We start from the raw sequence: 25,361 nt of genomic DNA on the forward strand, positions 1-25,361 counted from the left end.
GAGCGGCTCACATGAGTGATGCATTGATTTCGCATCATGCAGAGCTGAATCCACAACCGGGGGCGCCGCGCGAACCGCGCGCCCTCGACGTGGTGACACCTGATGCAGATGGCACGATCAACTGTGACGTGGTGATTATCGGCTCGGGCATGGGCGGTTCGACCTTCGCCCATGCCCTGCGTGACAGCGCGCTGGATATTGTGATCGTCGAACGAGGGGATTTCCTGCCCCGGGAAATCCAGAACTGGAGCGCTGAAGCGGTGTTCGGCCAAGGACGCTATCGCAATGCCGAACCGTGGCTGGACCAGGCCAACCAAGCATTTTCGCCGGGGGTGTTTTATTACGTCGGCGGCAACACCAAATTCTACGGCGCCATGCTGCCACGGTTTCGCGAGGCGGACTTTGGCGAGATCCAGCATGCCGAGGGCGTGTCGCCTGCGTGGCCCGTCAGCTACGCCGAGTTTGAACCCTGGTACGCCGAAGCGGAAAAGCTCTACCGCGTGCATGGCCAGGCCGGCATTGACCCAAGCGAACCCTGGCGTTCAGGACCCTTCCCGCAACCGGCACTCAAGCACGACCCGGCCCTGGTTGCGCTGGAGCAAAGCATGCAGCGTGCCGGACTCAAGCCGTTCGTGATGCCGGCGGCGGTGGACTATGGCGATGGCGGCGATTGCGTATTGTGCTCAACCTGCGATGGCTATCCGTGCCTGGTGGAGGCCAAGGCCGACGCTGAAGTTTCTGCGCTCAGGCCCGCCCTGCGCAGTGGCAGCATTCGGCTGATGACTCGCACCACGATCCGGCAGCTGAACACCGATAACGATGGCAAAACCGTGACTCAAGCGCGGGGTCTGTTCGATGGACGCGAGGTGACACTGCGTGCCAAACGCTTCGTGCTGGCGTGCGGCGCAGTCAACAGCGCGGCATTGCTGTTCAAGTCTGCGAACGCTCAACATCCTCATGGCCTGGGCAATAGCTCTGGGCAGTTGGGGCGTAACTACATGGTGCACAACAGCACCTTCATGCTGGCGGTGGACCCGCGACGCAAGAACAACGTGACCTTCCAGAAAACCCTGGCCATCAACGACTGGTACAGCGCCAGCCCGCACAACGCATTCCCCTTGGGTAACGTGCAGATGCTGGGGAAAATCCGCGAGCCGATGATCAGTGCCATGCGGCCCTGGCTGCCGAAATTCGCTTCACGCTATATCACTGACCACAGCGTAGACCTGTACCTGACCTCGGAAGATCTGCCGACCCAGGACAACCGCGTCACCTACGACACACAGCGCGGTGCGATCAAGGTTCACTGGACGCCGAACAACCTCAAGGCCCATGAAGGACTGGTGAGCAAGGCCACCCAAACCATGCGTGATGCAGGGTATCCGCTGATCCTCAAGGCGCGCATGGGCATCGCGACGAACTCCCACCAGTGCGGCACTGCCGTGATGGGCAAGGACCCAACCACCAGCGTGCTGGACCTGAACTGCAAGCTGCATGACCTGGAGAATGTATGGGTGGTGGACAGCTCGTTCTTCCCGTCGTCGGCGGCGGTTAATCCGGCACTGACCATCGCGGCGAATGCCCTCAGAGTAGCGGCACACTTCAAGGGGCAGCCCGGGTAAAGGTGGGAGCTGGCTTGCCTGCGATGCAGTCGACTCGGTCTGTCAGTGGTATTGAGTCGATGCCATCGCAGGCAAGCCAGCTCCTACAGCGATCCCTTACCAACGGGATCAGGCGTCTGCCTGCTGGATACTGCGGGTCGAGGTACGCACCACCAGCTTGGTGGCGAAAATCTTCTGCTCGGGCGCCAGCGGCGCATCAGCCGGGGCATTCAATTGCTCGGTCAGCATGCGTGCGGCGTACACGCCCTTCTCCACCATGGGTTGGGCAATGGTGGTCAAACCGAGTTGCACCGCCTCGGGAATATCGTCGAAGCCGATCACCGAAAGCGTCTGCGGCACTTGGCGACTGAGGGCGTGGGCGGTTTTCATGCAGGCAATCGCCATCACATCCGAGCACGCCACCACTGCCGTGACGTCGTTGGAGGTCAGCAATGTGAACGCTGCAGCCTGGCCGGACGTGGAATCCAGCCCACCGGCCTCGATCACGCTCAGGTCTTCAAACGCCAGGCCCGCGGCGGTGGCCGCCTCCACGTAACCGGTGAGGCGTTCGCGGACAATCCGCTCACTGGCACTTTTGAAGCGTTGCAGGTCAATCGGGCCGCGGTAACCATCCGGGTTGAGGCGGTCAATGATGACGCCGATCTTGCGGTGGCCCAGGTCCAGCAGATGCTGCATTTGCGTGCGAGCCGCACCGCGATCGTCGATGCCGACAAAAAACGAATTCTCGACCAGCGGCGAGTCGATCACCACGAACGGAATACTGTGCTTCACCACCGCCAGCACCGCCGGGTGATCATCGGGCAGGGTCGAGATAATCAGGCCATCCACCAGCCCGCGCAGGGCCAGGCTGCCGTGGCTCGCCGCCGGGCCCCGGCCCACCAGGCGGTTGTTGTTGAGCGGAAACAGTGTCAGTGCGACATTTTCCAACTCGCCCACTTCACTGATGCCGCGCAGCATGGCGATGGTGCACGGGTCGGCAAAGGCCAGGGACAACTTGTCCATCATCATCAACCCGATGGCGCCGATCTTGCCCGAGCGCAGGCTGCGGCCCAGCACATTGGGGCCCGGGTAGCCCAATGAAGCGGCCACCTCGAGGATATGCTCGCGCTGGGCCGGGGACAGTTTGGAAGGTCGGTTGTAGGCGTAAGACACCGCAGGCTGGGACACCCCTGCCGCCAGTGCTACGTCTTTCATTGAAACGGCCATCGCTTGCTTCCCAATCCTTTTGAAACCTCATGCGAGGTCATGAAAAAACAGGCGCTCAGTGTACCCGCTGAGGGGAAACCTTCGGAACCAGTCGTGTGGCACTGAACATGATTGCGACCATCAGCGAGGCAACCGCCAGCAGCGCCCAGGATAGATTCGTCGCGTGGGCGAACAAGCCGATCACCGCCGGGCCCATCAGGATACCCAGATAACCGAGGCTGGTGGCAGCGGCAATCGCCAGTTCCCCCGGCATGGTCTTTTGCGCGCCCGCCAGCGACAGGTACACCGGCGCGATATTGGCCAAACCGATGCCGATGACCGCAAACCCCACCAGGTTCACCTGCCAGTTCGTCGCGAGCACCACAGTGAGAAAGCCCAGGATTACAATCAGGCCACCGCCCACCAGTACCAGCCGGGCGCCGAGCCTGAGCAGAATCCGGTCGCCACTCAAGCGCCCCAACGCCATCATCACGGCGAAGCAGGCGTAGCCCAGGCCTGCAATGGAAGGCTCGACATCACGCACCTGGGTCAGGAACACCGCGCTCCAGTCGAGAATCGCACCTTCGGCCAGGAACGCGAACAGGCACAGCACCCCCAGCACCAGGACTTTACGCGTGGGCCGCACAAAGATCGGGCTGCCCTCTTCGCCGCTGCGCCCGAGCATCTGGCGCCCGTAACTCAGGACAAACGCAGCCAGTGCCGCCATCACCGCGCTGCTGGCCAGCAACGGCGTGGCGCCCAGCCAGAGCAGCGCGGTGATCCCCGCCGCACTGACAATCGTGCCCAGGCTGAACAAGCCATGAAAACCCGACATCAAGGACCGCCCGGTCGCACGCTCAACCATCACGCCCTGTACGTTCATCGTCACATCCACTGCGCCGCACCCTGCACCGAACACGGTCAGGGCAAACATCAAGCCCAAGAATGAATGTGTGGTCGCCAGCAGAGGCAGCGTCAGAAACACCAGGGCGATGCCGATGTGCATGGTAAAGCGGCAACCTTTGCGGGCGTTCAGGATGCCCGCCAGCGGCATCATCACCAGTGAGCCCAGGCCCAGGCACAGCAACAGGATGCCCAATGCGCCGTCGTCCACCCCGGCCCGGCTGCGCGCATAGGGAACCAGCGGCGCCCAGGCGCCCATGCACAGGCCGGACAGCAGAAACGTCAAGCGGTAGGCCGACATATGCGGCGTGGAGCACGGCAATAACAACTCTTGAGACGACACGGAAACCCCAATACCTGGACAGTTGGAGTTATACGTATAACTTAAAACTCAAGCGCCAGCCACTGCCTTGTTACTGTTACATATTCTGGATTGATAAAGCATTGACAGCCCACAGGGTGCAGGTTTTACTTCCGCAAGGTTATTCGTATAACCCAAAATTGCATAACCACCCCACAAAAACAAAAGGGACCATGCAGCGTGATAAGCACTTTCCAGAAAACCCCGATCCCCCCGCGTATTCGCAAGGCACGTATCGCCACCTTTCTCGGCTTCATGATGATCGGCGCCATGATGTACATCTGGTCCACCGGTGTAAGCGTGTTCAGGACCCAGCTTGGCCTGACGGGAGAACTCGGGGACTCGAGTTTCGGCCTGATTGCCCTCGGGGTCGGTGTCGGTTCCGCAGCCGGTGCGCTGCTGGTCGGGCGGCTGCTGGACACCTTCGGCGCCAAGCCGGTAATTACCCTTGGCGCCCTCGCCTATCCCCTTTCGATTATCCCGCTGGGCTTCGTCAACGGTTTCTGGTTTGCGCTGTGTTTCGGCTCTGTGCTGGGGCTGTTGCGCGGCGCCCTGGATACCGCCTTGAATGCCCACGGCGTGCAGGTTGAACGGTTTTATCGACGCTCGATCATGTCCGGCTTCCATGCCTTCTATTCCCTGGGCGGCTTCCTGCTGGGCATGGCATGCAGTTGGCTGACCCGGTTCTACACCGACAGCGTGCTGGTGCCTTACACCGTACTGGGCCTGGCGATGTTCATTCTGGGCTGTGTGTTCAGCCGATGGTTGCTGGGCAAGCATGATGTGCCCGACGCCCAGCTCGACGACTGGCAAGCCGGCACCCAGTCCCGGGACGAAACCGGCAAGGGCCCTTCGGCCAAGACGCTGCTGGTGATGATCGCTCTCGGCACCTTGCTGCTGGGCAGCATGATGGGCGAAAACGCAATTGCCGACTGGGGCCAGGAATACATTCGCCGGGAGTTCGCGACCACCACCTCGACCGCAGGCATGGCGGTCTCACTGTTCGTCGGTGCGTCATTCGTGGGGCGTCTTTTTGGCGACCGCCTGGCCGCTGCGTTCGGTAATGCGCAGGTGGTGTTTGGATGCGGTACGTTGTGCGTCCTCGGCATGATCACCACGATATTGGGCGGTACGGCCGTGACCGGCGTTGTCGGCTTCGCGTTGTTTGGCCTCGGCCTTTCGTGCATCGCACCGTTGATGATCTCAGCCGCCGGGCGCCGGGACCCGGCACATGCCGGGCGCAATATCGGCATCGTCAACTGCATCGGATTTTCCGGGATGCTGGTGGGCCCCGCCGTCATCACCGTCATCGTCAGCCACTTCGGCCTGAGCAAGCTGATGTTCTTCCCGCTGGTGATGCTCGGTTTGCTCGCGACGTTCGGCCCACTACTGATGCGCGCGCCGAAGAAAACCGTTGCCCGCGGCAAAGCGCAAACCGAGGTGTGAGGGAGGCACGCATCGTCACTGCACCGGCAGGAAATTCATCAGCAGCAAGCTTTGCGCGTAGTTGAGGCCGATGCGCCGGTAGCGTTCGTCGAGCATCTGGGTCAACAGGTCGAGGCGCGCGACGATCTTGCCGAACTCCACGGCAAAGCTGAGGTTGCTGCCCGCCTCCGAGATCTCGTTGGAGAACAGCAACAGCGAGCCATTGGCATCCTGGCGCTGACTGAGCAGCCAGGTGGCCTTCTCGATATTGCGCGCGGCATTGCTGACGAACTGCGGGTTGATCGAGTCCGTTATATAAAACTCGGTGCGCCCGCCGTGTGCCGTCACCAGCATGCTGCCGATCGCGTAGATGAAGGCGCCTACCCGGTCGCCGCGAAACTCCGGGCTCAGGGAATAGCTCAGCGCCGCCAGGTCGCGACGATCCCCCAGGGCAGGCAGCGGTTGGCGAAGTTCGATGGCCTGGCGGATTTGCCGGGCGGCGGTCACCGCGTCGGTGTAACCCGATTGACGCCACTGGTTGGGGTTGCGCAGGTAGAGCTTGCTCATCAGCAGATACAGGCTTTGCAGGTTGTCGCGCATGCTCAGGGTGGCCATGCGATCAACGCTGGTCTGGAAGAACTCGTCGGGCTTGCCGTTGCTGAACTGCGTGGCAATATCGCGCCCCTGCTGCTGGCTGCAACCATTGGCGCAAAGCATCAAAACCGCAGCCAGCCACAGCGGCTGACGCATCCATCGGGTGATAAAAACAGGTAACGTGCGATCCATCGGCACCAGGTCTGGGTCTGCTGTCCACGCCGGAAATTAGTGTGGTCGGGACAGAGATAGATCGGAAGAACGGGAAAAAGTGCAGTGAGGGCGGCAAACCAATAATTTTTCCAGAGGTGCATCCACTTTGATCCTTGGTACGTAGATTCAATACCCTCACCCGGAGGGCACAAGCACCAAGGAGATACATCATGCACGCCATCTACAAAAAAATTGCTGCCGTTGCCTGCTTTACGATCCTCTCCGTCACCACATCCCTAAGTTTTGCCGCCGACACCGTAATGGTGGGCGGCGCGGCGATGTATCCGACGAAAACCATCGTCGAAAACGCAGTCAACTCAAAGGACCACACCACTCTGGTGGCGGCGGTCAAGGCAGCCGGACTGGTGGATACCCTTAACAGCAAAGGCCCGTTCACCGTATTCGCACCGACCAACGAAGCTTTCGCCAAGCTCCCCGCAGGCACCGTGGATACGCTTGTGAAACCTGAGCACAAAGCCGATCTCACAAAAATCCTGACCTATCACGTGGTGGCTGGCACTCATACCTCTGCACAACTGATGGCCGACGCCAAGAAGAACGGCGGTACCGTGATGTTGAAAACCGTGCAGGGTGAGTCGCTGACGATCAAGCTGCATGACGGCAAATTGTGGGTGGTGGATGCCAAGGGGGGCAAGGCCAGCATCAGCATTGCGGATGTGATGCAGTCCAATGGCGTGATTCATGTGGTTGATTCGGTGCTGATGCCGTAATCGTCGCTTGACACCGAAAAGCCCGACGCAGTGTGCGTCGGGCTGATTCGGATGCTTCAGTTGTCGGGGTGTTCACTCGCGACAGAATCAGCCGCATCCACATCCGACATATCCTCTTCCAGAGGGGCATCATCGTCCGGTGGTAGAGGCGCTTCAGGTTGATCGCGCCGAGGATCATGCCCGGTTTCATTGTCTGTACCGCGCGTTACGCCTTGCTGGGATACATTCCCTGGGGCCTTCTCGTTAATTTCCATGCTGGCTCTCCGTTCTAGCGCGGGATGTCCGTGCTTGAACATGAGAAACGGTGCGGTGTCGCGAGTGCCGGACGATGGACGAACGGTGGGGATCAATTTCATAACGGCCCTAACGCTCCGAGAGACTCTATCCACCGCAGGATCGCGGGTTTCTCTGCTGGTTTTTCGCCAATGCAACACACCTCGGGGTCGGTGAGAGAACACCAGACAGACACCGGGTCTCCCACTCGCAAACCATTCGAGGCTTTACGAAGCGCCGTCGTTGACCAAGCGTCAACCGTCTCGTTGAGAGACTTGTGAAAGTGCTGCCCATTGACGCTATAGCTGAAGCTCATGAACTGGCGTCCGGCCCACGATGCCTCACGCCCGACGAAGGTTACGTAGCCAGGCACCACTTGCCCCGCGTCCATGGCACTCATGAGTTCTCTCCTGAAAACAGCCCGGAAACACGTTTGTTTTTTGTGCTTTTACACTGTTATAGCTCAGAGGCCCGCAGCGCGACAGGTCCTTGGTCGCCGCCTCCGGTGAGGCCTGAAACTGACTACCCATTATGTCTGACATACATTGACATATCGATAATTCTCGATATGATCGCGCCATGGACTTACTCGAAATATTCAAAGCCCTCTCAAACCAGACACGCCTCGAAATCCTGAAAGGTTTGAAGGACCCCGAGAAGAACTTCCCTGCACAAGATGAAGGGGACGTTCACACGGTGGGCGTGTGCGTCAGCAGTATTCAGGAAGGCATCGGGCTCTCGCAGTCGACGGTGTCCGGTTACCTGGCAACGCTGCAACGGGTGGGCCTGGTCGAAGTCAGGCGCATCGGCCAGTGGACTTACTACAAGCGCAATGAAGCCACCATCCGCAGGCTTGCCGAGATAATAGGGAAAGATTTGTAGTTTTTTTACCACAGAATATCGAGATTTCGCGATATCCCTTTTTGTCGAAACGAGGAAATGCAATGAAGGCGTTGATACTCAAGTCATTTGGCGGCCCGGAATCATTCGAACTTCGCGACGTTCCCAAGCCCGTTCCGCACACGGGGCAAGTCCTGGTCCGCGTACACGCAACCTCCATCAACCCGCTGGATTACCAGGTCCGACGTGGCGACTACGCTGACCTGGTGCCGCTACCGGCGATTACCGGGCATGACGTATCGGGGGTCGTTGAGGAAGTCGGGCCGGGGGTTACGTCCTTCGCGCCAGGCGACGAAGTCTGGTACACCCCGCAAATATTTGACGGACCCGGCAGCTATGCCGAATACCACGTGGCGGCCGAAGGCATTATCGGGAAGAAGCCCCCTGCCCTGAGTCACCTTGAAGCGGCAAGCCTGAGCCTGGTCGGCGGCACCGCCTGGGAAGCGCTGGTGGTGCGTGCAGCCCTCAGGGTGGGAGAAAGCATCCTGGTGCACGGCGGCGCGGGCGGCGTCGGCCATGTGGCGATCCAACTGGCGAAAGCCATTGGCGCCCAGGTGTTCACCACCGTACGCGACGTCAATGTCGAGTTCGCGCGAAGCCTGGGCGCGGACGTAATCATCGACTACGAAAAGGAAGATTACGTCGACGCCATCCTGCGGGAAACGGGTGGCCGTGGCGTTGATGTGGTGTTCGATACCATCGGCGGCACCACATTGTCCCGTAGCCCGGACGCGCTTGCGCAACTGGGTCGCGTGGTCACGATTGTGGACACGGCGCACCCCCAGAACCTCGTCCAGGCCTGGGGCAGGAACGCGAGTTATCACTTCGTTTTCACACGACAGAACCGCGGCAAGCTGGATGAAATGAGCGCACTGATCGCCAACGGTCAACTGCGGCCACACGTTGGCGCGGTCTATTCCCTTGCCGACATCCCGCTCGCCCATTCCCGCCTGGAAAGCCCCAACAACGGCATTCAAGGGAAAATCGCGATTGCCGTGTTTGCCGGCTTACAGGAGGATTGGCGCAACGGTGCCTGAGCTGATCGCACTGAACCACTTTTTTGGAGAGCACGGGTAAATGGCAGAACTGATGGAAAGGCTCGACGGCCCAAGGACCGCACAGCAGGAACTGTTCTACGACCTCGAAGATGCGACGGCCGTTATCGCCTGGTCGGTCAATCAATTGGCCACTATCGCCGGGGTCGCCAAATCACCCGACGAAGCAGTCGCCCTGATGAAGATGGGTGCACTGCTCGCGGCTCAGCAGGAAAAGCTCAGCGGGTACGCGGATGAGGTGAAGGCCGGAAGGATTGTGCGAGGAGAGGATCACTCGTGATAAATACGCTACGCACCCAACAGCCTTTCACATCCCTTTCACACTCGAGCGCTTATCGTCACTCCAGCTCCTAAGTGAACACCTTTAAGCCCGCACTCCCCATCGCGGGCTTTTCTTTGCCTGGAATTTGGTAAAAGGGATATCAAAACCTTCATCCAGTTTCATTTGTTGATGGCCTGGGCTGTCGCCTTAATGCTCCCACACGAACTCGTGCACAGGAGCAAAATATAATGAAAAAACGTCAACCGTTACTTCAGCTCAATACCTTGGCCGTGGCGCTGGCATTTGCCTTGCCGGCCATGAGCTATGCCAGCGATCAGTCCGACTCCAAGGGCTTTGTCGCCGACAGCAGCTTGAATATCCTCAACCGCAACCTGTTCTGGAACCAGAACGGCAACGGCGCCCACACCCGTGACTGGAGCCAGGCGCTGATGGCGACCTACAGCTCGGGCTTCACTCAAGGCACCATTGGCATCGGCATTGATGCGTTTGCCGACCTGGCGTTGCGCATCGACGGGGACACCGACCGCGCCGGTGGCCCGAACATACCGTCCGACGCCAATGGCAATCCGGATCATGGCTTCGCGAAGGCCGGTGGTGACGTCAAGTTCCGTATTTCCAATACCACGCTCAAGGTCGGCGACCTGCAGCCTACGTCACCGGTGTTCGCCACCGCCGATAACTACCTGATGCCACAGACCGCAACAGGCTTCCAGATCGACAGCCATGAAATCACCGGCCTGAACCTGGAGGCCGGCCATTACACCTCCGGTACCGGTACCACCACCACCTCGCGCAGCGGCGACATTCTCGCCAGCTATGCGGGCGTGGAAGCGTCGTCGGCCAGCTTCGCGGGGGGCAAATACCAGTTCAGCAAGGAATTCACCGCGTCGCTGTACGGAGCACACCTGGAAGACGTGTGGAATCAGTACTACGTCAACCTGAACCTTGTTCATCCACTGACCGATGACCAATCCGTCGCGCTGGACTTCAACCTCTATCGCACACTGGACGACGGCAGCGCCAAGGCCGGGACCATCGACACCACCGCAGCCTCGCTGGCGGCTGCCTACACCCTGGGTGCACAGACCTTCACCCTGGCCGGGCAGAAAGTGCATGGTGACGAGCCGTTCGACTACGTCGGCTTTGGGGAGACCAATGCCGGCGTCGGTGCCGGGCGCTACGGCAACTCGATCAACCTGGCTGACTCGGTGCAATACTCCGACTTCAACGGCCCGGGCGAGCGGTCCTGGCAGATGCGCTATGACCTGGACATGGGAGCCTTTGGCGCCCCCGGCCTGAGCTTCATGGCCCGCCATATTCGCGGTGCTGGCATCGACGGTACGCATACCCCCGGCAATTCGGCCTACACCGGGTTCTATGGCGCCAACGACCAGGAACACGAAACCGACGCCGAAGTGAAATACGTCGTGCAGAGTGGCCCGGCCAAGAAGCTGTCCTTCCGCCTGAGGGAAGCCTGGCACGATGGTGATGCATCCACCGGGGGGCATCTGGTGCAGACACGCCTGATTACCGAGTACCCGTTGAATATCTTCTAAACAGGCGGGAGTGCCCGGTTGATGGATCTACCGGGTACTCTGCGTAGCCAATTATTGATCGGTAGGCGTTTTGATTCCACACACAAAAAAAGGCGCTACCAAGAGCGCCTTTTTTGTTACCGCTGACTTATTGCAAACTAACCTGACGCAGTTCGGGCTCTTTCCCGCTACCAATCGTGATGCGCTTGGGCTTGGCCTCTTCAGGAACCACGCGCAGCAAGTCGATGCTTAACAGCCCGTTGTTCATCGAAGCACCGCGCACCTCGATATGATCTGCCAGCCGGAACGACAGCCGAAATGCTCGTTGCGCGATGCCCTGGTGCAGATAAGTGACTGCTTTCTCGGTTTCGCGCTTGTCGCCAACGACTGTCAAAACGCCCTTCTCGACCTGTATATCCAGATCCGCTTCAGTAAGCCCAGCGACAGCAATGACAATGCGATATTCGTCATCACCGTGCTTTTCCACATTGTGAGGCGGATAAGTGTTCGGAGCCTCGCTGCGAAGCGCCGACTCAAACAGGTCATTGAAGCGATCGAAGCCCACGGATTGACGGAACAAAGGGGCCAACGAAAGGGTAGTAGCCATCTCAAAATCTCCTGATTAAATCCAAGTGATTAAGTGCGCGACCCGCATTCGGCGTCGCGTGATAAAAATTTATGTTCGCCGGAAAAATTTTCAAGAGGGCAGATAAAAATTTTTACATTTGAGTACCAGCCGGGAACGGCTTGCTCGGTTGGATAGACAGGCCGCCCTCAGGCTGCGATACGTAGTCAGCCCACCTTTCTCTTGAGTGCTTGCCTGGGTCGGGTTCAGCAAGCGGTGGCTTCTTGGAACTCTCTGGCATGTTCGCCATTACTCGCGGCATGTCTTAAAATATCCGGTTGCCGAAGAACCGCCATGACATATCCATGAAGGGCTTCAATCCTTTACAAATAAGTGTGGTCAAGATGAACAAGCCTTTCATTTCGCTGTGCCCTGAAATTACGCGGGCGCACGCGCTGACGTTGGTGGATTGGTTAGAGGATGAACGCATCACCTGCTATCTGAGCGATTCGCGTCATGTCTCCCGCTCCATTGAGCAAGTCATTGATCGGACTCAGTTGCCGATCCTGACTCATCTATTCAACCAGGGCGGCAGATTCTTTATGGCCTATGACCGGCATGACGCCCCGGTGGGCTTTGTCCGTCTCATCAAGACCGGCTCAAATTGCGAGATTGTCCTGGTCATCGGAGACAGCGACAAATGGGGCCGGAACCTGGGCGCCAGCACGATCCGCGAAGGCATGAAACTGGCCTTCCTCGACATGCGGGCCGAGAAGCTCATCGCCAAGATTCACCCGGACAACTCGCGCTCGCTGAAAGCCTTTCTGCGCAGCGGCTTTATGCTGGAGAGCGAAACGCCGACATTGACGTCATTTTCCATGACGGCGGCGAGCTATTTCCAGTTCTTGCGCGAAGGCGCCGGTGGCGACTCCACCAGGATCTACATCACTGAAATCGACAAGGCCAGGCTCGAGGATCTGATCGCGTTCGAGCAAGGCCCGGCGGTTGTTGAACTCGAACATGAGCTTGAGCGGGCCATTGTCGTCAAGCCGCAGCAGGTGGCGTGCAATGTCATCACGATGAACTCCAGGGCCTTGCTGCAACTGGACGATGAAGAGTTCGAAGTGGCCTTGGTCTACCCTGAAGACGCGGACAGCAACGCAGCAAAGCATTCCGTGTATTCCGACATAGGCACCGCCATCCTTGGCTATCAGGAGGGAGACGCCATCGACTGGCGAATTGCTGACCGGACCCGCCGGATTGAGATCAAGAAAGTGCTTTACCAGCCGGAGGCAGCGGGCGACTTCCACCTGTAATTGCGCCTTTTCTCAGTCACGAATCACGCCAGTCAGCGCGCCCGGCTTGGGTGCCTGACTTCTCCGGCGTGAACTGATAACCGAGACGGTTATCGGCGCGTGGGTGAAATAGTGAACCCTACCCGTTGACGCCCACTTTTTGCAGAGTTGCGAAAACTGCCTGAAATGATGCGGAAACGATTGGAGGTGTATTCCTGAACCCAAGAAACGCAAAAGCCCCGCAATAGCGGGGCTCTTGAGTAAATCTTGGCGGGAAACCAGGGATTCGAACCCTGGAGACGCTATTAACGTCCGCCGGTTTTCAAGACCGGTGCATTCAACCACTCTGCCAATTTCCCTTGTGCAACACAGGATTAGCGTAGCTCATCCTGCCTCAGCGGGCGCCATAATACCCGAATGAAACACACTGTCAAACTCTCGCCATAGCTTGTTACAGAGCGTCTGTTATGATCCTTGCGACTGAATGTTTCAAAACTGAAGGAGTGTCGCCATGCGCGAACAAAATTACGCAGTGAATGGAAACGCGCAGGCTGAGCAGCTAGAAGTTAGCCGCGTCCTGCGCAATACGTACGGCTTGCTCGCTCTCACCCTCGCGTTCAGCGGCGTGATGGCCTTCGTAGCCCAGCAAATGCGCGTCGGCTACCCGAATATCTTCGTCGTGCTGATCGGCTTCTACGGTCTGTTCTTCCTGACCAACAAGCTGCGCGACTCGGCCTGGGGCCTGGTGTCGGCGTTTGCCCTGACCGGTTTCATGGGCTTTATCCTCGGCCCGATCCTTAACCGTTACCTCGGCATGGCCGGCGGCGCGGAAGTGGTCAGCTCGGCATTTGCCATGACTGCCCTGGTATTTGGCGGCCTGTCGGCTTACGTGCTGATCTCCCGCAAGGACATGAGCTTCCTGGGTGGTTTCATCACCGCCGGTTTCTTCGTGTTGCTGGCTGCGGTACTGGCAGGCATGTTCTTCCAGATCAGCGGCCTGCAACTGGCGATCAGCGCAGGTTTCGTGCTGTTCTCCTCGGCCTGCATCCTGTTCCAGACCAGCGCAATCATCCAGGGTGGCGAGCGTAACTACATCATGGCCACCATCAGCCTGTATGTATCGATCTACAACCTGTTTATCAGCCTGTTGCAGATCTTCGGCATCATGGGCCGCGACGACTGATCGCAGCCGCACGCAAAAAGCCCGCTTCGGCGGGCTTTTTGTTGCCTGCGGCTTTATCATTGCCACAGGTTTTGCCTTCAGAGTGTTCCATGAAGTTCGCGATTGCGCTTTTTTCCGCCGCCCATGCGCCCTCCTCGCGCCGTGCCTTGCTGTTCGCCCAGGCGGCGCTGGCGGGTGGGCATGAGATTGTGCGGCTGTTTTTTTATCAGGATGGCGTCTACAGCGCGTCCACTAACATTGTTGCGCCGCAGGATGAGCAGGATATCGCCCGTCAGTGGCGCGAGTTTGTCAGCGAGCATCAGCTCGATGGCGTGGTGTGCATCGCCGCGGCCCTGCGCCGTGGCGTGCTGAATGCCGAAGAGGCCACCCGTTATCAGCGCAGCGCGGTGAACCTGGACGCGCCTTGGGCATTGTCCGGGCTTGGGCAGTTGCATGACGCCGCCCAGTCCGCTGACCGCTTGATCTGCTTCGGAGGGCCGTGACATGTCGAAATCCTTGCTGGTGATCAGCCGACAGGCGCCGTGGTCCGGCCCCAGCGCCCGTGAAGCGCTGGATATCGTATTGGCTGGCGGCGCGTTTGATTTGCCGATTGGCCTGTTGTTTCTGGATGACGGCGTGTTTCAACTGGCCGCGAGCCAGGACGCCAGGGCCGTGCAACAGAAAGACCTGAGCGCCAACCTCCAGGCCCTGGAATTATTTGGCGTCGAAGAGGTGTTTGCCTGCAGCCATAGCCTCGGCGTGCGCGGGCTGGCCACCTCCGGCAACGCACAGCCGCTGAGCAGTGAACAAATTTCACAGATGATTGACCGTTACGACCAGGTGATTACCCTCTGATGTCGACCTTGCATGTGGTATCCCACTCGCCTTTTACCGACAGCCGGCTGGACAGCTGCCTGCGCCTCTGTGGCACCCAGGATGCGATCCTGCTGTGCGGCGACGGCGCCTACGCCCTGCAACCCGCCAGCGCGCCTTGCCAGGCCCTGCAGGCCAGGGGCGTGAAAGTGTTTGTACTGGCCGAAGACAGCCAGGCGCGTAACCTCGCCGTGCCTGAATGGGCCGGCAGTGTCGATTACCCGGCGTTCGTCCAGCTGTCGATCGACTATGACAAGGTCAACACCTGGCTATGAACACTTTGACCGTAGGTGAACGCACCCTCGAACTGGACAAGGACGGCTACCTCGTCGACCTGACCGAGTGGTCCAGCGACGTGGCCAACGCCCTCGCCACTACCGAAGCGCTGGAGCTGACCCCGGAACACTGGGAAATCCTCGAACTGCTGCGCGGCTTTTATACCGAATTCCAGCTGTCGCCCGCCACCCGCCCGCTGATCAAGTACACCGCCTTGAAGCTGGGCCCGGAAAAGGGCAACAGCCTGCACCTCAACCGACTGTTCAAAGGCACTCCCGCCAAACTCGCCGCCAAGCTGGCGGGCCTGCCCAGGCCGACGAATTGCTTATGACTGATTTTGCCCCGTTGATCACTGAAACCCCTGCTGAGCACCCGTTCGCGCCGTTCGTGCGCATCCTCGGCAAAGGCAAGCGCGGCGCCCGCAACCTCACCCGTGAGGAAGCCCGGGAAGCCATGGGCATGTTGCTGGACGAGAAGGTCGAAGACACCCAGCTCGGCGCCTTCCTCATGCTGCTGCGGCACAAGGAAGAAAGCCCGGAAGAACTCGCAGGCTTCACCGAAGCCGTGCGCGAGCGCCTGAATGCACCGTCGCTCAATGTGGATGTCGACTGGCCGACCTACGCCGGTAAAAAACGCCACCTGCCGTGGTACCTGCTGGCAGCCAAGTGCCTGGCACAGAACGGCGTGCGTATCCTGATGCACGGCGGCGGCGCGCATACGGCAGGCCGGCTCTACACCGAGCAGTTGCTGGATGGCTTGCAGATTCCGTTGTGCCGCAATTGGCAACAGGTGGAAGCGGCCCTTGAACAGGGCAACCTGGCGTTTATTCCCCTGGGGGACTGGGCGCCGCAACTGCAGCGCATGATCGACCTGCGCAACACCCTGGGCCTGCGCTCGCCGATCCATTCACTGGCGCGCATCCTCAACCCGTTGAGCGCCCGCTGCGGCCTGCAAAGCATCTTCCACCCGGGCTACCAGGGCGTACACCGCGATGCCAGCGGCCTGCTTGGCGACAACAGCATCGTGATCAAGGGCGACGGCGGCGAGATCGAGATCAACCCGGACACCATCAGCCACCTGTACGGCACTACCGGCGGCGAAAGCTGGGATGAAGAGTGGCCCGCCCTCTCCGCCCAGCGCCACGTCAAGCCTGCGGCCCTGGAGCCCGAGCATTTGAAGGCGCTATGGCGCGGTGAGGTGCAGGACAGCTACCCGCAACTGGCACTGATCGCCACCATGGCCCTGGCCTTGCGCGGCCTCGGCCACCCGCGGGAACAGGCGTTCGAACTGGCCCAACAGTACTGGGATGCCCGGGACAAATCGATTTAGTCGATCATTAACCCCCAGCCTTTGCGCTTTTTGTTCGAACTCAGACCTTTAGACTGCACTCCAACGCTTATTAGCCAAGGAGTCAGTCATGGGTTTGCTGATCGAAGGACGCTGGCATGACCAGTGGTACGAAAGTAGCGCAGACGGAGCCTTCCAACGGGAGCAGGCGCAACGCCGCAACTGGGTGACCGCCGATGGTGAACCCGGCCCGACCGGCGAAGGCGGTTTCGCGGCTGAAGCCGGTCGTTACCATTTATACGTATCCCTCGCCTGCCCCTGGGCGCACCGCACATTGATCCTGCGCAAGCTCAAAGGCTTGGAAAGCCTGATCGACGTGTCGGTGGTCAGCTGGCTGATGCTGGAAAACGGCTGGACCTTCGACAAGGCCCATGGCTCCAGCGGCGACAAGCTTGACGACTTCACCTTCATGCACCAACGCTACACCGCCGACACCGCCAGCTACACCGGGCGGGTCACAGTGCCGGTGTTGTGGGACAACAAGCTCAAGCGGATTGTCAGCAATGAGTCGGCGGAGATTATTCGCATGTTCAACAGTGCGTTTAATGAACTGACCGGCAATCAACTGGATTTCTATCCCGAAGCCCAGCGCTCGACCATTGATGCACTGAACGATCGAATTTATCCCGCCGTGAACAACGGTGTGTACCGCGCAGGCTTTGCCACGTCACAAAAGGCTTATGAGGCCGCATTTGATGATGTGTTTGCCGAACTGGATCACCTTGAGCAGCACTTGGGTGAGCATCGTTACCTGGCGGGAGAATACCTGACTGAAGCCGATGTAAGGCTTTTCACCACGGCGATCCGGTTTGATGCGGTGTACTACAGCCACTTCAAATGCAACCTGCGGCGAATTGCGGATTATCCGAACCTGTCGAACTGGCTAAGGGAGTTGTATCAGTGGCCGGGGATTGCCGAGACGGTGGATTTTGCTCACATCAAGGGGCATTACTACGCCAGTCACCGCACGATTAATCCGACGGGGATTGTGCCGAAGGGGCCGTTGCAGACGTTTGAGGCGGAGCATGACCGCGCGAGACTGAGCGGAAAAGGCATCTTGAGCTGACAAACCCTGTGGCGAGGGAGCTTGCTCCCGCTGGGCTGCGCAGCGGCCCCAAAATCCTGGGAGCGCTTCGCACTCCAGCGGGAGCAAGCTCCCTCGCCACAGCAAGCTCCCTCCCCACAGCAAGCTCCCTCCCCACAGCAAGCTCCCTCGCCACAGAGACGGTCTCGCCACAGGAGACGTGTCAGACTTGCGACTGAGCGCCTTCAAACCACTTCAGCTTCTCACGCAACTGCACCACTTCTCCCACAATCACCAGTGTCGGCGCATGAACCTCATGCTCCGCCACCATGCGTGGCAGGTCAGCCAGGGTGCCGGTAAACACCCGCTGGTTGGACGTGGTGCCCTGCTGGATCAACGCCGCCGGCGTATCCGCCGAACGACCATGCTTGATCAGCTGTTCGCAGATGATCGGCAACCCGATCAAGCCCATGTAGAACACCAGGGTCTGCGAAGGGCCCACCAGCTCACTCCACGGCAGGTCCGAAGTCCCGTCCTTCAAGTGCCCGGTAATGAAGCGAACCGATTGCGCATAGTCGCGGTGGGTCAGCGGAATACCGGCATACGCCGCGCAACCACTGGCCGCGGTAATACCCGGCACCACCTGGAACGGGATGCCATGGGCCGCCAGCTCTTCGATCTCTTCACCGCCACGCCCAAAGATGAACGGATCGCCACCCTTGAGCCGCAGCACGCGCTTGCCTTGCCTGGCCAGGTCCACCAGTTGCTGGTTGATCTGGTCCTGCGGCACCGCATGGTCTGCGCGCCGCTTGCCGACATACACCCGCTCGGCATCGCGACGGCACAATTCAAGAATCGCCGGCGCCACCAGGCGGTCGTACAGCACCACGTCGGCCTGTTGCATCAAGCGCAAGGCGCGGAACGTCAGCAGGTCCGGATCACCCGGGCCTGCGCCCACCAGGTAGACTTCGCCCGGTGCGTGCGGCGGCGCGCCGTTGATTTTCTCCACCAGCAGACGCTCGGCTTCATCGCCCTGCCCGGCCAGTTGCCGATCAGCAATCGGGCCCTGGAAGACATCTTCCCAGAACGCGCGACGTTGCTGCACATCCGGGAACAAGCCTTTGACCTGGCTGCGAAACCGCGCCGCCAGCCCGGCCAACTGGCCGTAAGTCGACGGAATCCAGGTTTCCAGCTTGGCGCGGATCAGCCGTGCCAGCACCGGCGCATCGCCGCCGCTGGACACTGCGATCACCAACGGCGAACGGTCGACAATCGCCGGGAAGATCACGCTGCACAAGGCCGGCGCATCCACCACATTGACCGGTACGCAACGACGCCGGGCATCGCTGGACACTTGCGCGTTCAGCGGCTCGTCGTCGGTCGCCGCGATGATCAGGGTGCAACCGTCGAGGTCGGCCTCCTGATAACCACGCAAAATCAGTTCACCGCCACTGCCCTGCACCAGTTCACGCAACTGGTCTTCAATCTGGGGAGCAACCACCCGCAACAACGCGCCGGCGTCGGCCAGCAGCCGGGATTTGCGCAAGGCAATCTCCCCGCCACCGACGACCAACACACGACTGCCGCGCAGGTTATGAAACAGCGGCAGAAATTCCATTTAGCCGATGACCTCAACGCCCGCCATGTACGGCTTGAGCACTTCAGGTACGCGGATCGAACCGTCAGCCTGCTGGTAGTTTTCCAGCACGGCCACCAGGGTACGGCCTACTGCCAGGCCCGAACCGTTGAGGGTGTGGACCAGCTCGGGCTTGCCGGTTTCCGGGTTACGGAAACGCGCCTGCATGCGACGGGCCTGGAAATCACCGCAGTTGGAGCACGACGAAATCTCGCGGTATTTGTCCTGGCTCGGCACCCACACTTCCAGGTCGTAAGTCTTCACGGCGCTGAAACCCATGTCGCCGGTGCACAGGGCCAGAACGCGGTACGGCAGCTCCAGCAATTGCAGGACGCGTTCGGCGTTGGCGGTCAGGCCTTCCAGCGCTTCCATGGAAGTCGACGGCTCGACAACCTGCACCATCTCGACCTTGTCGAACTGGTGCTGGCGAATCATGCCGCGGGTGTCGCGGCCCGATGCACCGGCTTCGCTGCGAAAGCATGGCGAGTGGGCGACAAACTTGATCGGCAGTTGCTTGGCGTCGAGGATTTCCCCGGCCACGATATTGGTCAGCGACACTTCGGCGGTCGGGATCAGGTACAAGTCGGCTTCGCCATCGCGGCTGATCTTGAACAGGTCTTCCTCGAATTTCGGCAGCTGGCTGGTGCCCATCAGCGCCGGAGCCTGGACCAGGTACGGGGTGTAAGCCTCTTCGTAGCCGTGCTCGCCGGTGTGCAGGTTGATCATGAACTGCGCCAGGGCGCGGTGCATGCGTGCAATCGGGCCACGCAGCAAGGCAAAGCGCGCACCGGACATTTTGGCCGCTGTCTCGAAGTCCAGGCCACCGGTCAATTCGCCCAGGGCGACGTGGTCCTTGATCTCGAAATCGAAGGCTTTTGGCGTGCCCCAGCGACGGACTTCGACGTTGCCGTCTTCGTCTTCGCCGATTGGCACGGATTCGTGCGGCAGGTTCGGGATGCCCAGCAGGATCGAGTCCAGTTCGGTCTGGATAACGTCCAGCTCGACTTTGCCGGAAGCCAACTCGCCAGCCATACGCTCGACGTCCGCCATCAACGGCGCGATGTCTTCGCCGCGCTGCTTGGCCTGACCGATGGATTTGGAACGCGCATTACGCTCAGCCTGCAGTGCTTCGGTGCGGGTCTGGACGGTCTTGCGCTGTTCTTCCAGCGCTTCGATGCGCGCAACATCCAAGGCAAAGCCACGGGATGCCAGGCGGTCCGCTACGTCCTGAAGGTTGCTACGTAACAGTTTGGAATCGAGCATGTCGGTCTCTCGTTTATCAAAGTTTGGTCAAGGACAGGCCAGCCCAAGTGGCGAGCAGCCCGCCGAACACGCTGATGGCCAGGTACCCGAAGGCGACCGGTGCCTGCCCGCTTTCCAGCAGGCGTAGCGTGTCCAGTGAAAAGGATGAAAAGGTCGTCAGACCGCCTACAAAACCGACAATCAAGCCGGCACGAATCTCAATCGGCACTTCCGGGCGAAGCAGAAACCATCCGTACAACAAGCCGATGATCAAACAGCCCACCAGGTTGACCGCCAGGGTCGCCGCATAAAAATGCTTCGGCCAATTGGCGCTGACCCAGGTGCTGGTGGCGAAACGCAATAATGTACCAGCGATGCCGGCTACGGACACGGCAAGAATCGTTCTGAGCACTACTTTCTCCGCTGTTTCGGACTGAGCCGGTCAAGTTGGGCAAGGTGATTGAGCTTTTCGCCGATCTTCAGCTCCAGGCCGCGGGGCACCGGCTGGTAAAACGGCTGCGGCTCAAGGTCATCCGGGAAGTAATCTTCGCCAGCCGCATAGGCGTCCGGTTCATCGTGGGCGTAGCGGTACTCATCGCCGTAGCCGAGTTGCTTCATCAGCTTGGTCGGCGCATTGCGCAGGTGCAGCGGCACTTCCAGGGAACCATGCTCGGCGGCAGCACGCAGGGCGGACTTGAAGCCCATGTACACCGCGTTGCTCTTCGGTGCGCAGGCCAGATAGGTGATGGCCTGGGCCACCGCCAACTCGCCTTCCGGGCTGCCCAGACGTTCCTGCACTTCCCAGGCGGCCAGGCACAGGCTCAGCGCACGCGGGTCGGCATTGCCGATGTCTTCGCTGGCCATGCGCACCACGCGCCGGGCCAGGTACAACGGGTCGCAACCGCCGTCGATCATCCGCGCAAACCAGTACAGCGCGCCGTCGGGGTTGGAGCCGCGCACAGATTTGTGCAGCGCGGAAATCTGGTCGTAGAACGCTTCGCCGCCCTTGTCGAAACGCCGGCGGGTGTCGCCCAACAGGCTCTGCAGCAAGTCGACGCCGATTTCGCTGCCATCCTCGGCCAGGTCGGAAGCGTTTTCCAGCAGATTGAGAAAACGTCGACCGTCGCCATCCGCAGCAGTCAGCAGGATCTTGAAGCCTTCCTCACTGACACTCAACTGGCGCTTGCCCAGGCCCTTGTCTTCGTTCAGCGCACGCTGCAAGAGCTTCTGCATCGCGGCTTCATCGAGGCTCTTGAGCACATAGACACGCGCCCGGGACAGCAAGGCATTGTTCAGTTCAAAAGACGGGTTTTCGGTGGTGGCACCAATAAAGATCAGCGTGCCGTCTTCGACATACGGCAAGAACGCATCCTGCTGCGACTTGTTGAAGCGATGCACTTCGTCGACGAACAGGATGGTGCGCTTGCCGTACTGCCCGGCCTGCTGCTTGGCGACTTCCACCGCCTGGCGGATCTCCTTGACCCCGGCCAGCACCGCCGAGACCGTCTCGAAGTGTGCATCCGAGACTTTTGCCAGGAGCCGCGCCAGGGTGGTTTTACCCACGCCCGGCGGCCCCCAGAAAATCATCGAGTGCAGCGCACCCTGCTCAAGGGCCTCGCGCAAAGGCTTGCCGCGGGCGAGCAGGTGTTCCTGCCCGACGTACTCGTCCAGGTTGGTCGAGCGCAGGCGCGCCGCCAGAGGCTGAGCAATCGGGTCACTTCGAAACAGGTCCATGGGCAGCGTTTGAAACCTCTGGGCAGTTTATTCCTGGATCACGTCGGCACCCTTCGGGATGTCGAACTTGAACTTGGATGCCGGTACCGGCTGGTTGGCCTTGACCCCGGAGAACAGGATATCGGTGCGCTGGCCGACGCTGTCAATCAGACGCATGTTGTTGATCACGCCGTTGCCAAACGACAGGGACAGCGTGTCAAAGAGCGTGTCCTTGGATTTCGGCTTAAGGGTGAATTCAATCACGTTGCTGGTCTGCTTGGAGGTAATGTCGAAGCTGTCGTTGATCTTCGACACATCGCCCGACAGCAACAGCGCTGGCGTCTGGTTCAGGCGCGGGTCGAGCTTCTTGATGGTCGCCTGCTCCAGGTCCGGGTCCCACAGGGTGACTTTTTGGCCGTCAGAGACGATGGTCTGCTCGGCCTTGCCTTCTGTGTGCCAGTAGAACAGCCCTGGACGCTGTACAGCCATCTCGCCGGCGGTTTCCTGCAACTGGGTGCCACCGGCATCCAGCGTGAGCTGGGAGAAGCGCGCGGTCAGGGTCTGGGATTTGTCCAACAGGTTTTTCAGGCTCGCGACGGAAGCCGGGTCAGCATGAGCCGAAACAGCAGTCAGGGCCAATGCAGGCAACAACAGCATGCGGATAAGACGCATGGGAGTCCTCTTAGATTCGGTTGCAAGGCGTGCCGCGTGTTGCCACGCGGCACGTAATCAGTCACGCATCTGCGCTGGCGCAATCACTTCGCGCGAGCCGTTGGTGTTCATCGAGGTGACCACGCCGGCCATTTCCATGGCTTCGATCATGCGGGCAGCGCGGTTGTAGCCAATCTTCAGCTTGCGCTGTACGGCGGAGATCGAGGCGCGGCGGCTTTCAAGCACGAACTGCACCGCTTCGTCGTAGAGCGCATCGGTCTCGGCATCATCGTCGCCACCGCCGCTGCCACCGTCGAAGCCGCTGCCGGCCTCTTCGACACCGGCGAGGATGTCGTCGTTGTATTCCGGGGCGCCACGCAGTTTCCAGGCTTCCACCACACGGTGCACCTCATCGTCGGAGACGAACGCGCCGTGGACACGGATCGGCAAACTGGTGCCCGGCGGCATGTAGAGCATGTCACCGTGGCCCAGCAGTTGCTCGGCGCCGCCCTGGTCGATGATGGTCCGGGAATCGATCTTGCTCGACACCTGGAACGCCATGCGGGTCGGGATGTTGGCCTTGATCAGGCCGGTGATCACGTCCACCGACGGACGCTGGGTCGCGAGGATCAAGTGGATCCCGGCGGCCCGCGCCTTCTGGGCGATACGGGCGATCAGCTCTTCGACCTTCTTGCCGACGATCATCATCATGTCGGCAAATTCGTCGACCACCACCACGATGGTCGGCAATTTGGTTAGCAGCGGCGCTTCGTCGTGGATGCTTTCGCGCTTGTACAACGGGTCGGTCAGCGGCGTGCCGGCGTCCTGGGCTTCCTTGACCTTGGCGTTGAAGCCCGACAGGTTACGCACGCCCATCTTCGCCATCAGCTTGTAGCGCCGTTCCATCTCGGCAACGCTCCAGCGCAGGGCGTTGGCCGCATCCTTCATGTCGGTCACCACCGGGCACAACAGGTGTGGAATGCCTTCGTAGATCGACAGCTCAAGCATTTTCGGGTCGATCATGATCAGCTTGGCGTCATCCGGGCCCGACTTGAACAGGATCGACAGGATCATCGCGTTCACACCCACCGACTTACCGGAACCGGTGGTACCGGCGACCAGCAAGTGGGGCATTTTCGCCAGGTCGGTGATCACCGGCTTGCCGCCGATGTCGTGGCCCAGGGCCAGAGTGACCGGCGACTTGAAGTTGTCGTACTCCGGGGTCGACAGCACTTCGGAGAAGCGCACGATCTGCCGGTCTTCGTTGGGAATCTCGATACCGACGGTGGTCTTGCCCGGAATCACTTCCACCACCCGCACGCTGGTCACGGCCAGCGAACGCGCCAGATCCTTGGCCAGGTTGGAAATGCGGCTGACCTTGACGCCGGCAGCCGGCTGGATTTCGTAGCGGGTAATCACCGGGCCCGGGTGGATCGAATCCACCGAGACTTCGACGCCGAATTCCTTGAGCTTGATTTCCAGCAGGTGGCCGACGGCCGCCAGGGATTCAGGGGAGTAATTGAGCTGTTTCTTTTCCGCAGGATCAAGAATCGAGATCGGCGGCAAGGTGCCTTCCACGGCGCTGTCGACAAACAACGGCGCCTGTTTCTCTTTCTGCACGCGGTGGCTTGGCTCGGGGGCCTTCGGCGGCGCAGGGGCAATCACCGGCGGCACTTGCTTCTCGCGGTCCGACATGTGCTTGGTCAGGGCCTGCTCGCGTTCGATCAGGCGTTCCTTGACCTTGGCCTGCTCACGCCGGTCCGGCGTGCTCGGGGCCACCACCTCGTTGACGCGGGTATCCACCTCGCGCAGTTGCGCAACCATGCGTTTGCGGTCCACCCGGGCCGACCACCAGCGATTGGCGGCGCCCTGAAACAGTTCGAGCAGGTCGAGGGTGATCTTGCCGGTCACGTCCATGACCTTGAACCAGGACAGGTCGGTAAACACGGTGAGGCCGAACAGGAACAGCGCGATGAACATCAGGGTGCTGCCCTGGATGTTCAGGGTCCTGCGGGCCAGGTCGCCGAGGCTTTCGCCCAGAGCGCCGCCGGCACCGGCCGGCAGACCGGTAGGTGCATGGAAATGGATATGGGCCAGGGCCGCGCCGGACAACACCAGGAACACCAGGCCGATCAGGCGCCAGGAGAACAGCCAGCCGCTCCATTGCCACGGCTCGTGACGCTGGCGAAAAATCTGCCAGGTCTTGATGGCCAGCAGCAACGGGAAGATGTAAGCGAAGTAACCCAGCACCATGAACAGGATGTCGGCGCTGTAGGAACCGGCCGGACCACCGAAGTTCTGCACGTCTTCGATCTTGCTGTTGTGGCTCCAGCCTGGATCGTCCTTGCCATAGGTGAGCAAGGCCATCATCAGGAACAGGCACAGCGCGCCGATGGCGATCAGTGCACCTTCCTTGAGTCGGTAGTGCAGGTGCTGGCGCCAGGCGGGCACGACTGCGGCTTTAGGTGTTGCGGCGGATTTCTTCAAAACGGGTCTT

Annotated in this window: 27 protein-coding genes and 1 tRNA gene; 15 read left to right on the plus strand and 13 right to left on the minus strand. The window is 60.2% G+C overall.

Annotated features, from left to right (window positions below):
* Positions 1-11 precede the first annotated feature (11 nt).
* Positions 12-1,622 (plus strand): GMC family oxidoreductase, encoded by a 1,611-nt coding sequence (locus tag V6607_RS20220; protein ID WP_134326927.1) that lies wholly within the window; start codon positions 12-14, stop codon positions 1,620-1,622.
* Positions 1,623-1,730: 108 nt separating this feature from the next.
* Here the strand turns inward: V6607_RS20220 and V6607_RS20225 are convergent, their stop codons facing one another.
* On the minus strand, positions 1,731-2,816 hold the full coding sequence (locus tag V6607_RS20225; protein ID WP_238544206.1) for a LacI family DNA-binding transcriptional regulator: 1,086 nt from the start codon (positions 2,814-2,816) through the stop codon (positions 1,731-1,733).
* Positions 2,817-2,883: 67 nt separating this feature from the next.
* Positions 2,884-4,011 (minus strand): MFS transporter, encoded by a 1,128-nt coding sequence (locus V6607_RS20230; RefSeq protein WP_050550296.1) that lies wholly within the window; start codon positions 4,009-4,011, stop codon positions 2,884-2,886.
* A 240-nt stretch (positions 4,012-4,251) separates the two neighbouring features.
* Between V6607_RS20230 and V6607_RS20235 the strand changes: the two genes are divergently transcribed.
* On the plus strand, positions 4,252-5,517 hold the full coding sequence (locus V6607_RS20235) for an MFS transporter (RefSeq protein ID WP_008431532.1): 1,266 nt from the start codon (positions 4,252-4,254) through the stop codon (positions 5,515-5,517).
* 15 nt (positions 5,518-5,532) lie between these two features.
* Here V6607_RS20235 and V6607_RS20240 read toward each other — a convergent pair whose 3' ends face one another.
* On the minus strand, positions 5,533-6,282 hold the full coding sequence (locus tag V6607_RS20240) for a hypothetical protein (protein WP_032898777.1): 750 nt from the start codon (positions 6,280-6,282) through the stop codon (positions 5,533-5,535).
* 191 nt (positions 6,283-6,473) lie between these two features.
* On the opposite strand from V6607_RS20240, the gene V6607_RS20245 reads away from it, so the two are divergent.
* Positions 6,474-7,034 carry a fasciclin domain-containing protein gene (locus tag V6607_RS20245; protein ID WP_003219652.1) on the plus strand — a complete coding sequence of 187 codons (561 nt, stop codon included), beginning with the start codon at positions 6,474-6,476 and terminating at the stop codon, positions 7,032-7,034.
* A gap of 56 nt (positions 7,035-7,090) precedes the next feature.
* Here the strand turns inward: V6607_RS20245 and V6607_RS20250 are convergent, their stop codons facing one another.
* Both V6607_RS20250 and V6607_RS20255 read right to left on the minus strand, forming a co-directional pair.
* Positions 7,091-7,288, minus strand: a complete 198-nt coding sequence (locus tag V6607_RS20250; protein WP_023658951.1) for a hypothetical protein — start codon at positions 7,286-7,288, stop codon at positions 7,091-7,093.
* A gap of 98 nt (positions 7,289-7,386) precedes the next feature.
* On the minus strand, positions 7,387-7,707 hold the full coding sequence (locus tag V6607_RS20255; protein ID WP_134326928.1) for a hypothetical protein: 321 nt from the start codon (positions 7,705-7,707) through the stop codon (positions 7,387-7,389).
* Between the two features lie 179 nt (positions 7,708-7,886).
* Here V6607_RS20255 and V6607_RS20260 point away from each other — a divergent pair, with 179 nt between their 5' ends.
* From V6607_RS20260 to V6607_RS20275, 4 genes are all read left to right on the plus strand, one after another.
* Positions 7,887-8,189: a metalloregulator ArsR/SmtB family transcription factor gene (locus tag V6607_RS20260; protein ID WP_003219649.1), complete on the plus strand. Its 303-nt coding sequence runs from the start codon at positions 7,887-7,889 to the stop codon at positions 8,187-8,189.
* Positions 8,190-8,251: 62 nt separating this feature from the next.
* The gene (locus V6607_RS20265; RefSeq protein WP_087693044.1) at positions 8,252-9,244 is read left to right on the plus strand and encodes a zinc-dependent alcohol dehydrogenase family protein; all 993 of its coding nucleotides are present in this window, start codon (positions 8,252-8,254) and stop codon (positions 9,242-9,244) included.
* A 40-nt stretch (positions 9,245-9,284) separates the two neighbouring features.
* Positions 9,285-9,542 carry a hypothetical protein gene (locus V6607_RS20270; protein WP_102604527.1) on the plus strand — a complete coding sequence of 86 codons (258 nt, stop codon included), beginning with the start codon at positions 9,285-9,287 and terminating at the stop codon, positions 9,540-9,542.
* A 230-nt stretch (positions 9,543-9,772) separates the two neighbouring features.
* Positions 9,773-11,101, plus strand: a complete 1,329-nt coding sequence (locus V6607_RS20275; protein ID WP_003219643.1) for an OprD family porin — start codon at positions 9,773-9,775, stop codon at positions 11,099-11,101.
* 127 nt (positions 11,102-11,228) lie between these two features.
* Here the strand turns inward: V6607_RS20275 and V6607_RS20280 are convergent, their stop codons facing one another.
* Positions 11,229-11,687, minus strand: a complete 459-nt coding sequence (locus V6607_RS20280) for an Hsp20 family protein (RefSeq protein ID WP_003219642.1) — start codon at positions 11,685-11,687, stop codon at positions 11,229-11,231.
* A gap of 362 nt (positions 11,688-12,049) precedes the next feature.
* Here V6607_RS20280 and V6607_RS20285 point away from each other — a divergent pair, with 362 nt between their 5' ends.
* Positions 12,050-12,961, plus strand: a complete 912-nt coding sequence (locus V6607_RS20285; protein ID WP_008431545.1) for a bifunctional GNAT family N-acetyltransferase/nucleoside diphosphate kinase regulator — start codon at positions 12,050-12,052, stop codon at positions 12,959-12,961.
* 247 nt (positions 12,962-13,208) lie between these two features.
* Here the strand turns inward: V6607_RS20285 and V6607_RS20290 are convergent.
* Positions 13,209-13,299, minus strand: a tRNA-Ser gene (locus V6607_RS20290).
* Between the two features lie 152 nt (positions 13,300-13,451).
* Here V6607_RS20290 and V6607_RS20295 point away from each other — a divergent pair.
* The 7 genes from V6607_RS20295 to V6607_RS20325 all read left to right on the plus strand — a co-directional run bounded on the left by V6607_RS20295 (position 13,452) and on the right by V6607_RS20325 (position 17,664).
* Positions 13,452-14,123: a Bax inhibitor-1/YccA family protein gene (locus V6607_RS20295; RefSeq protein WP_003219636.1), complete on the plus strand. Its 672-nt coding sequence runs from the start codon at positions 13,452-13,454 to the stop codon at positions 14,121-14,123.
* Between the two features lie 89 nt (positions 14,124-14,212).
* Positions 14,213-14,605, plus strand: coding sequence for a sulfurtransferase complex subunit TusD (tusD, locus tag V6607_RS20300; RefSeq protein ID WP_003219632.1), 393 nt, complete (start codon positions 14,213-14,215; stop codon positions 14,603-14,605).
* A gap of 1 nt (position 14,606) precedes the next feature.
* Positions 14,607-14,957 (plus strand): sulfurtransferase complex subunit TusC, encoded by a 351-nt coding sequence (tusC, locus tag V6607_RS20305; RefSeq protein WP_008431550.1) that lies wholly within the window; start codon positions 14,607-14,609, stop codon positions 14,955-14,957.
* The gene (tusB, locus tag V6607_RS20310) at positions 14,957-15,250 is read left to right on the plus strand and encodes a sulfurtransferase complex subunit TusB (protein ID WP_003219628.1); all 294 of its coding nucleotides are present in this window, start codon (positions 14,957-14,959) and stop codon (positions 15,248-15,250) included. The genes tusC and tusB overlap by 1 nt, the downstream gene beginning before the upstream one ends.
* Positions 15,247-15,582, plus strand: coding sequence for a TusE/DsrC/DsvC family sulfur relay protein (locus tag V6607_RS20315; protein ID WP_008431552.1), 336 nt, complete (start codon positions 15,247-15,249; stop codon positions 15,580-15,582). The genes tusB and V6607_RS20315 overlap by 4 nt, the downstream gene beginning before the upstream one ends.
* Positions 15,579-16,580, plus strand: coding sequence for a glycosyl transferase family protein (locus V6607_RS20320; protein ID WP_102369435.1), 1,002 nt, complete (start codon positions 15,579-15,581; stop codon positions 16,578-16,580). The genes V6607_RS20315 and V6607_RS20320 overlap by 4 nt, the downstream gene beginning before the upstream one ends.
* Positions 16,581-16,668: 88 nt before the next feature.
* Positions 16,669-17,664 carry a glutathione S-transferase family protein gene (locus V6607_RS20325; protein ID WP_134326930.1) on the plus strand — a complete coding sequence of 332 codons (996 nt, stop codon included), beginning with the start codon at positions 16,669-16,671 and terminating at the stop codon, positions 17,662-17,664.
* Positions 17,665-17,845: 181 nt separating this feature from the next.
* Here V6607_RS20325 and cysG read toward each other — a convergent pair whose 3' ends face one another.
* Genes cysG through ftsK form a run of 6 tightly spaced genes read right to left on the minus strand, consistent with a single transcriptional unit; the run spans position 17,846 to position 25,351 of the window.
* On the minus strand, positions 17,846-19,240 hold the full coding sequence (cysG, locus tag V6607_RS20330; protein ID WP_134326931.1) for a siroheme synthase CysG: 1,395 nt from the start codon (positions 19,238-19,240) through the stop codon (positions 17,846-17,848).
* The gene (gene serS, locus V6607_RS20335; RefSeq protein ID WP_003219618.1) at positions 19,241-20,521 is read right to left on the minus strand and encodes a serine--tRNA ligase; all 1,281 of its coding nucleotides are present in this window, start codon (positions 20,519-20,521) and stop codon (positions 19,241-19,243) included.
* A gap of 16 nt (positions 20,522-20,537) precedes the next feature.
* A complete protein-coding gene (crcB, locus tag V6607_RS20340) occupies positions 20,538-20,912 on the minus strand; it encodes a fluoride efflux transporter CrcB (protein ID WP_008431560.1) in 375 nt (124 codons plus the stop codon).
* Entirely contained in the window at positions 20,912-22,234 is a 1,323-nt protein-coding gene (locus V6607_RS20345) for a replication-associated recombination protein A (RefSeq protein WP_003219616.1), read from the minus strand. The genes crcB and V6607_RS20345 overlap by 1 nt, the downstream gene beginning before the upstream one ends.
* Positions 22,235-22,261: 27 nt before the next feature.
* Positions 22,262-22,885 (minus strand): outer membrane lipoprotein chaperone LolA, encoded by a 624-nt coding sequence (lolA, locus tag V6607_RS20350; protein ID WP_003219615.1) that lies wholly within the window; start codon positions 22,883-22,885, stop codon positions 22,262-22,264.
* 57 nt (positions 22,886-22,942) lie between these two features.
* The gene (ftsK, locus tag V6607_RS20355; RefSeq protein ID WP_003219614.1) at positions 22,943-25,351 is read right to left on the minus strand and encodes a DNA translocase FtsK; all 2,409 of its coding nucleotides are present in this window, start codon (positions 25,349-25,351) and stop codon (positions 22,943-22,945) included.
* Positions 25,352-25,361 lie beyond the last annotated feature (10 nt).

Origin of the sequence: Pseudomonas sp. KK18 (assembly GCF_037094675.1) — a bacterium.
Lineage (GTDB): Bacteria > Pseudomonadota > Gammaproteobacteria > Pseudomonadales > Pseudomonadaceae > Aquipseudomonas.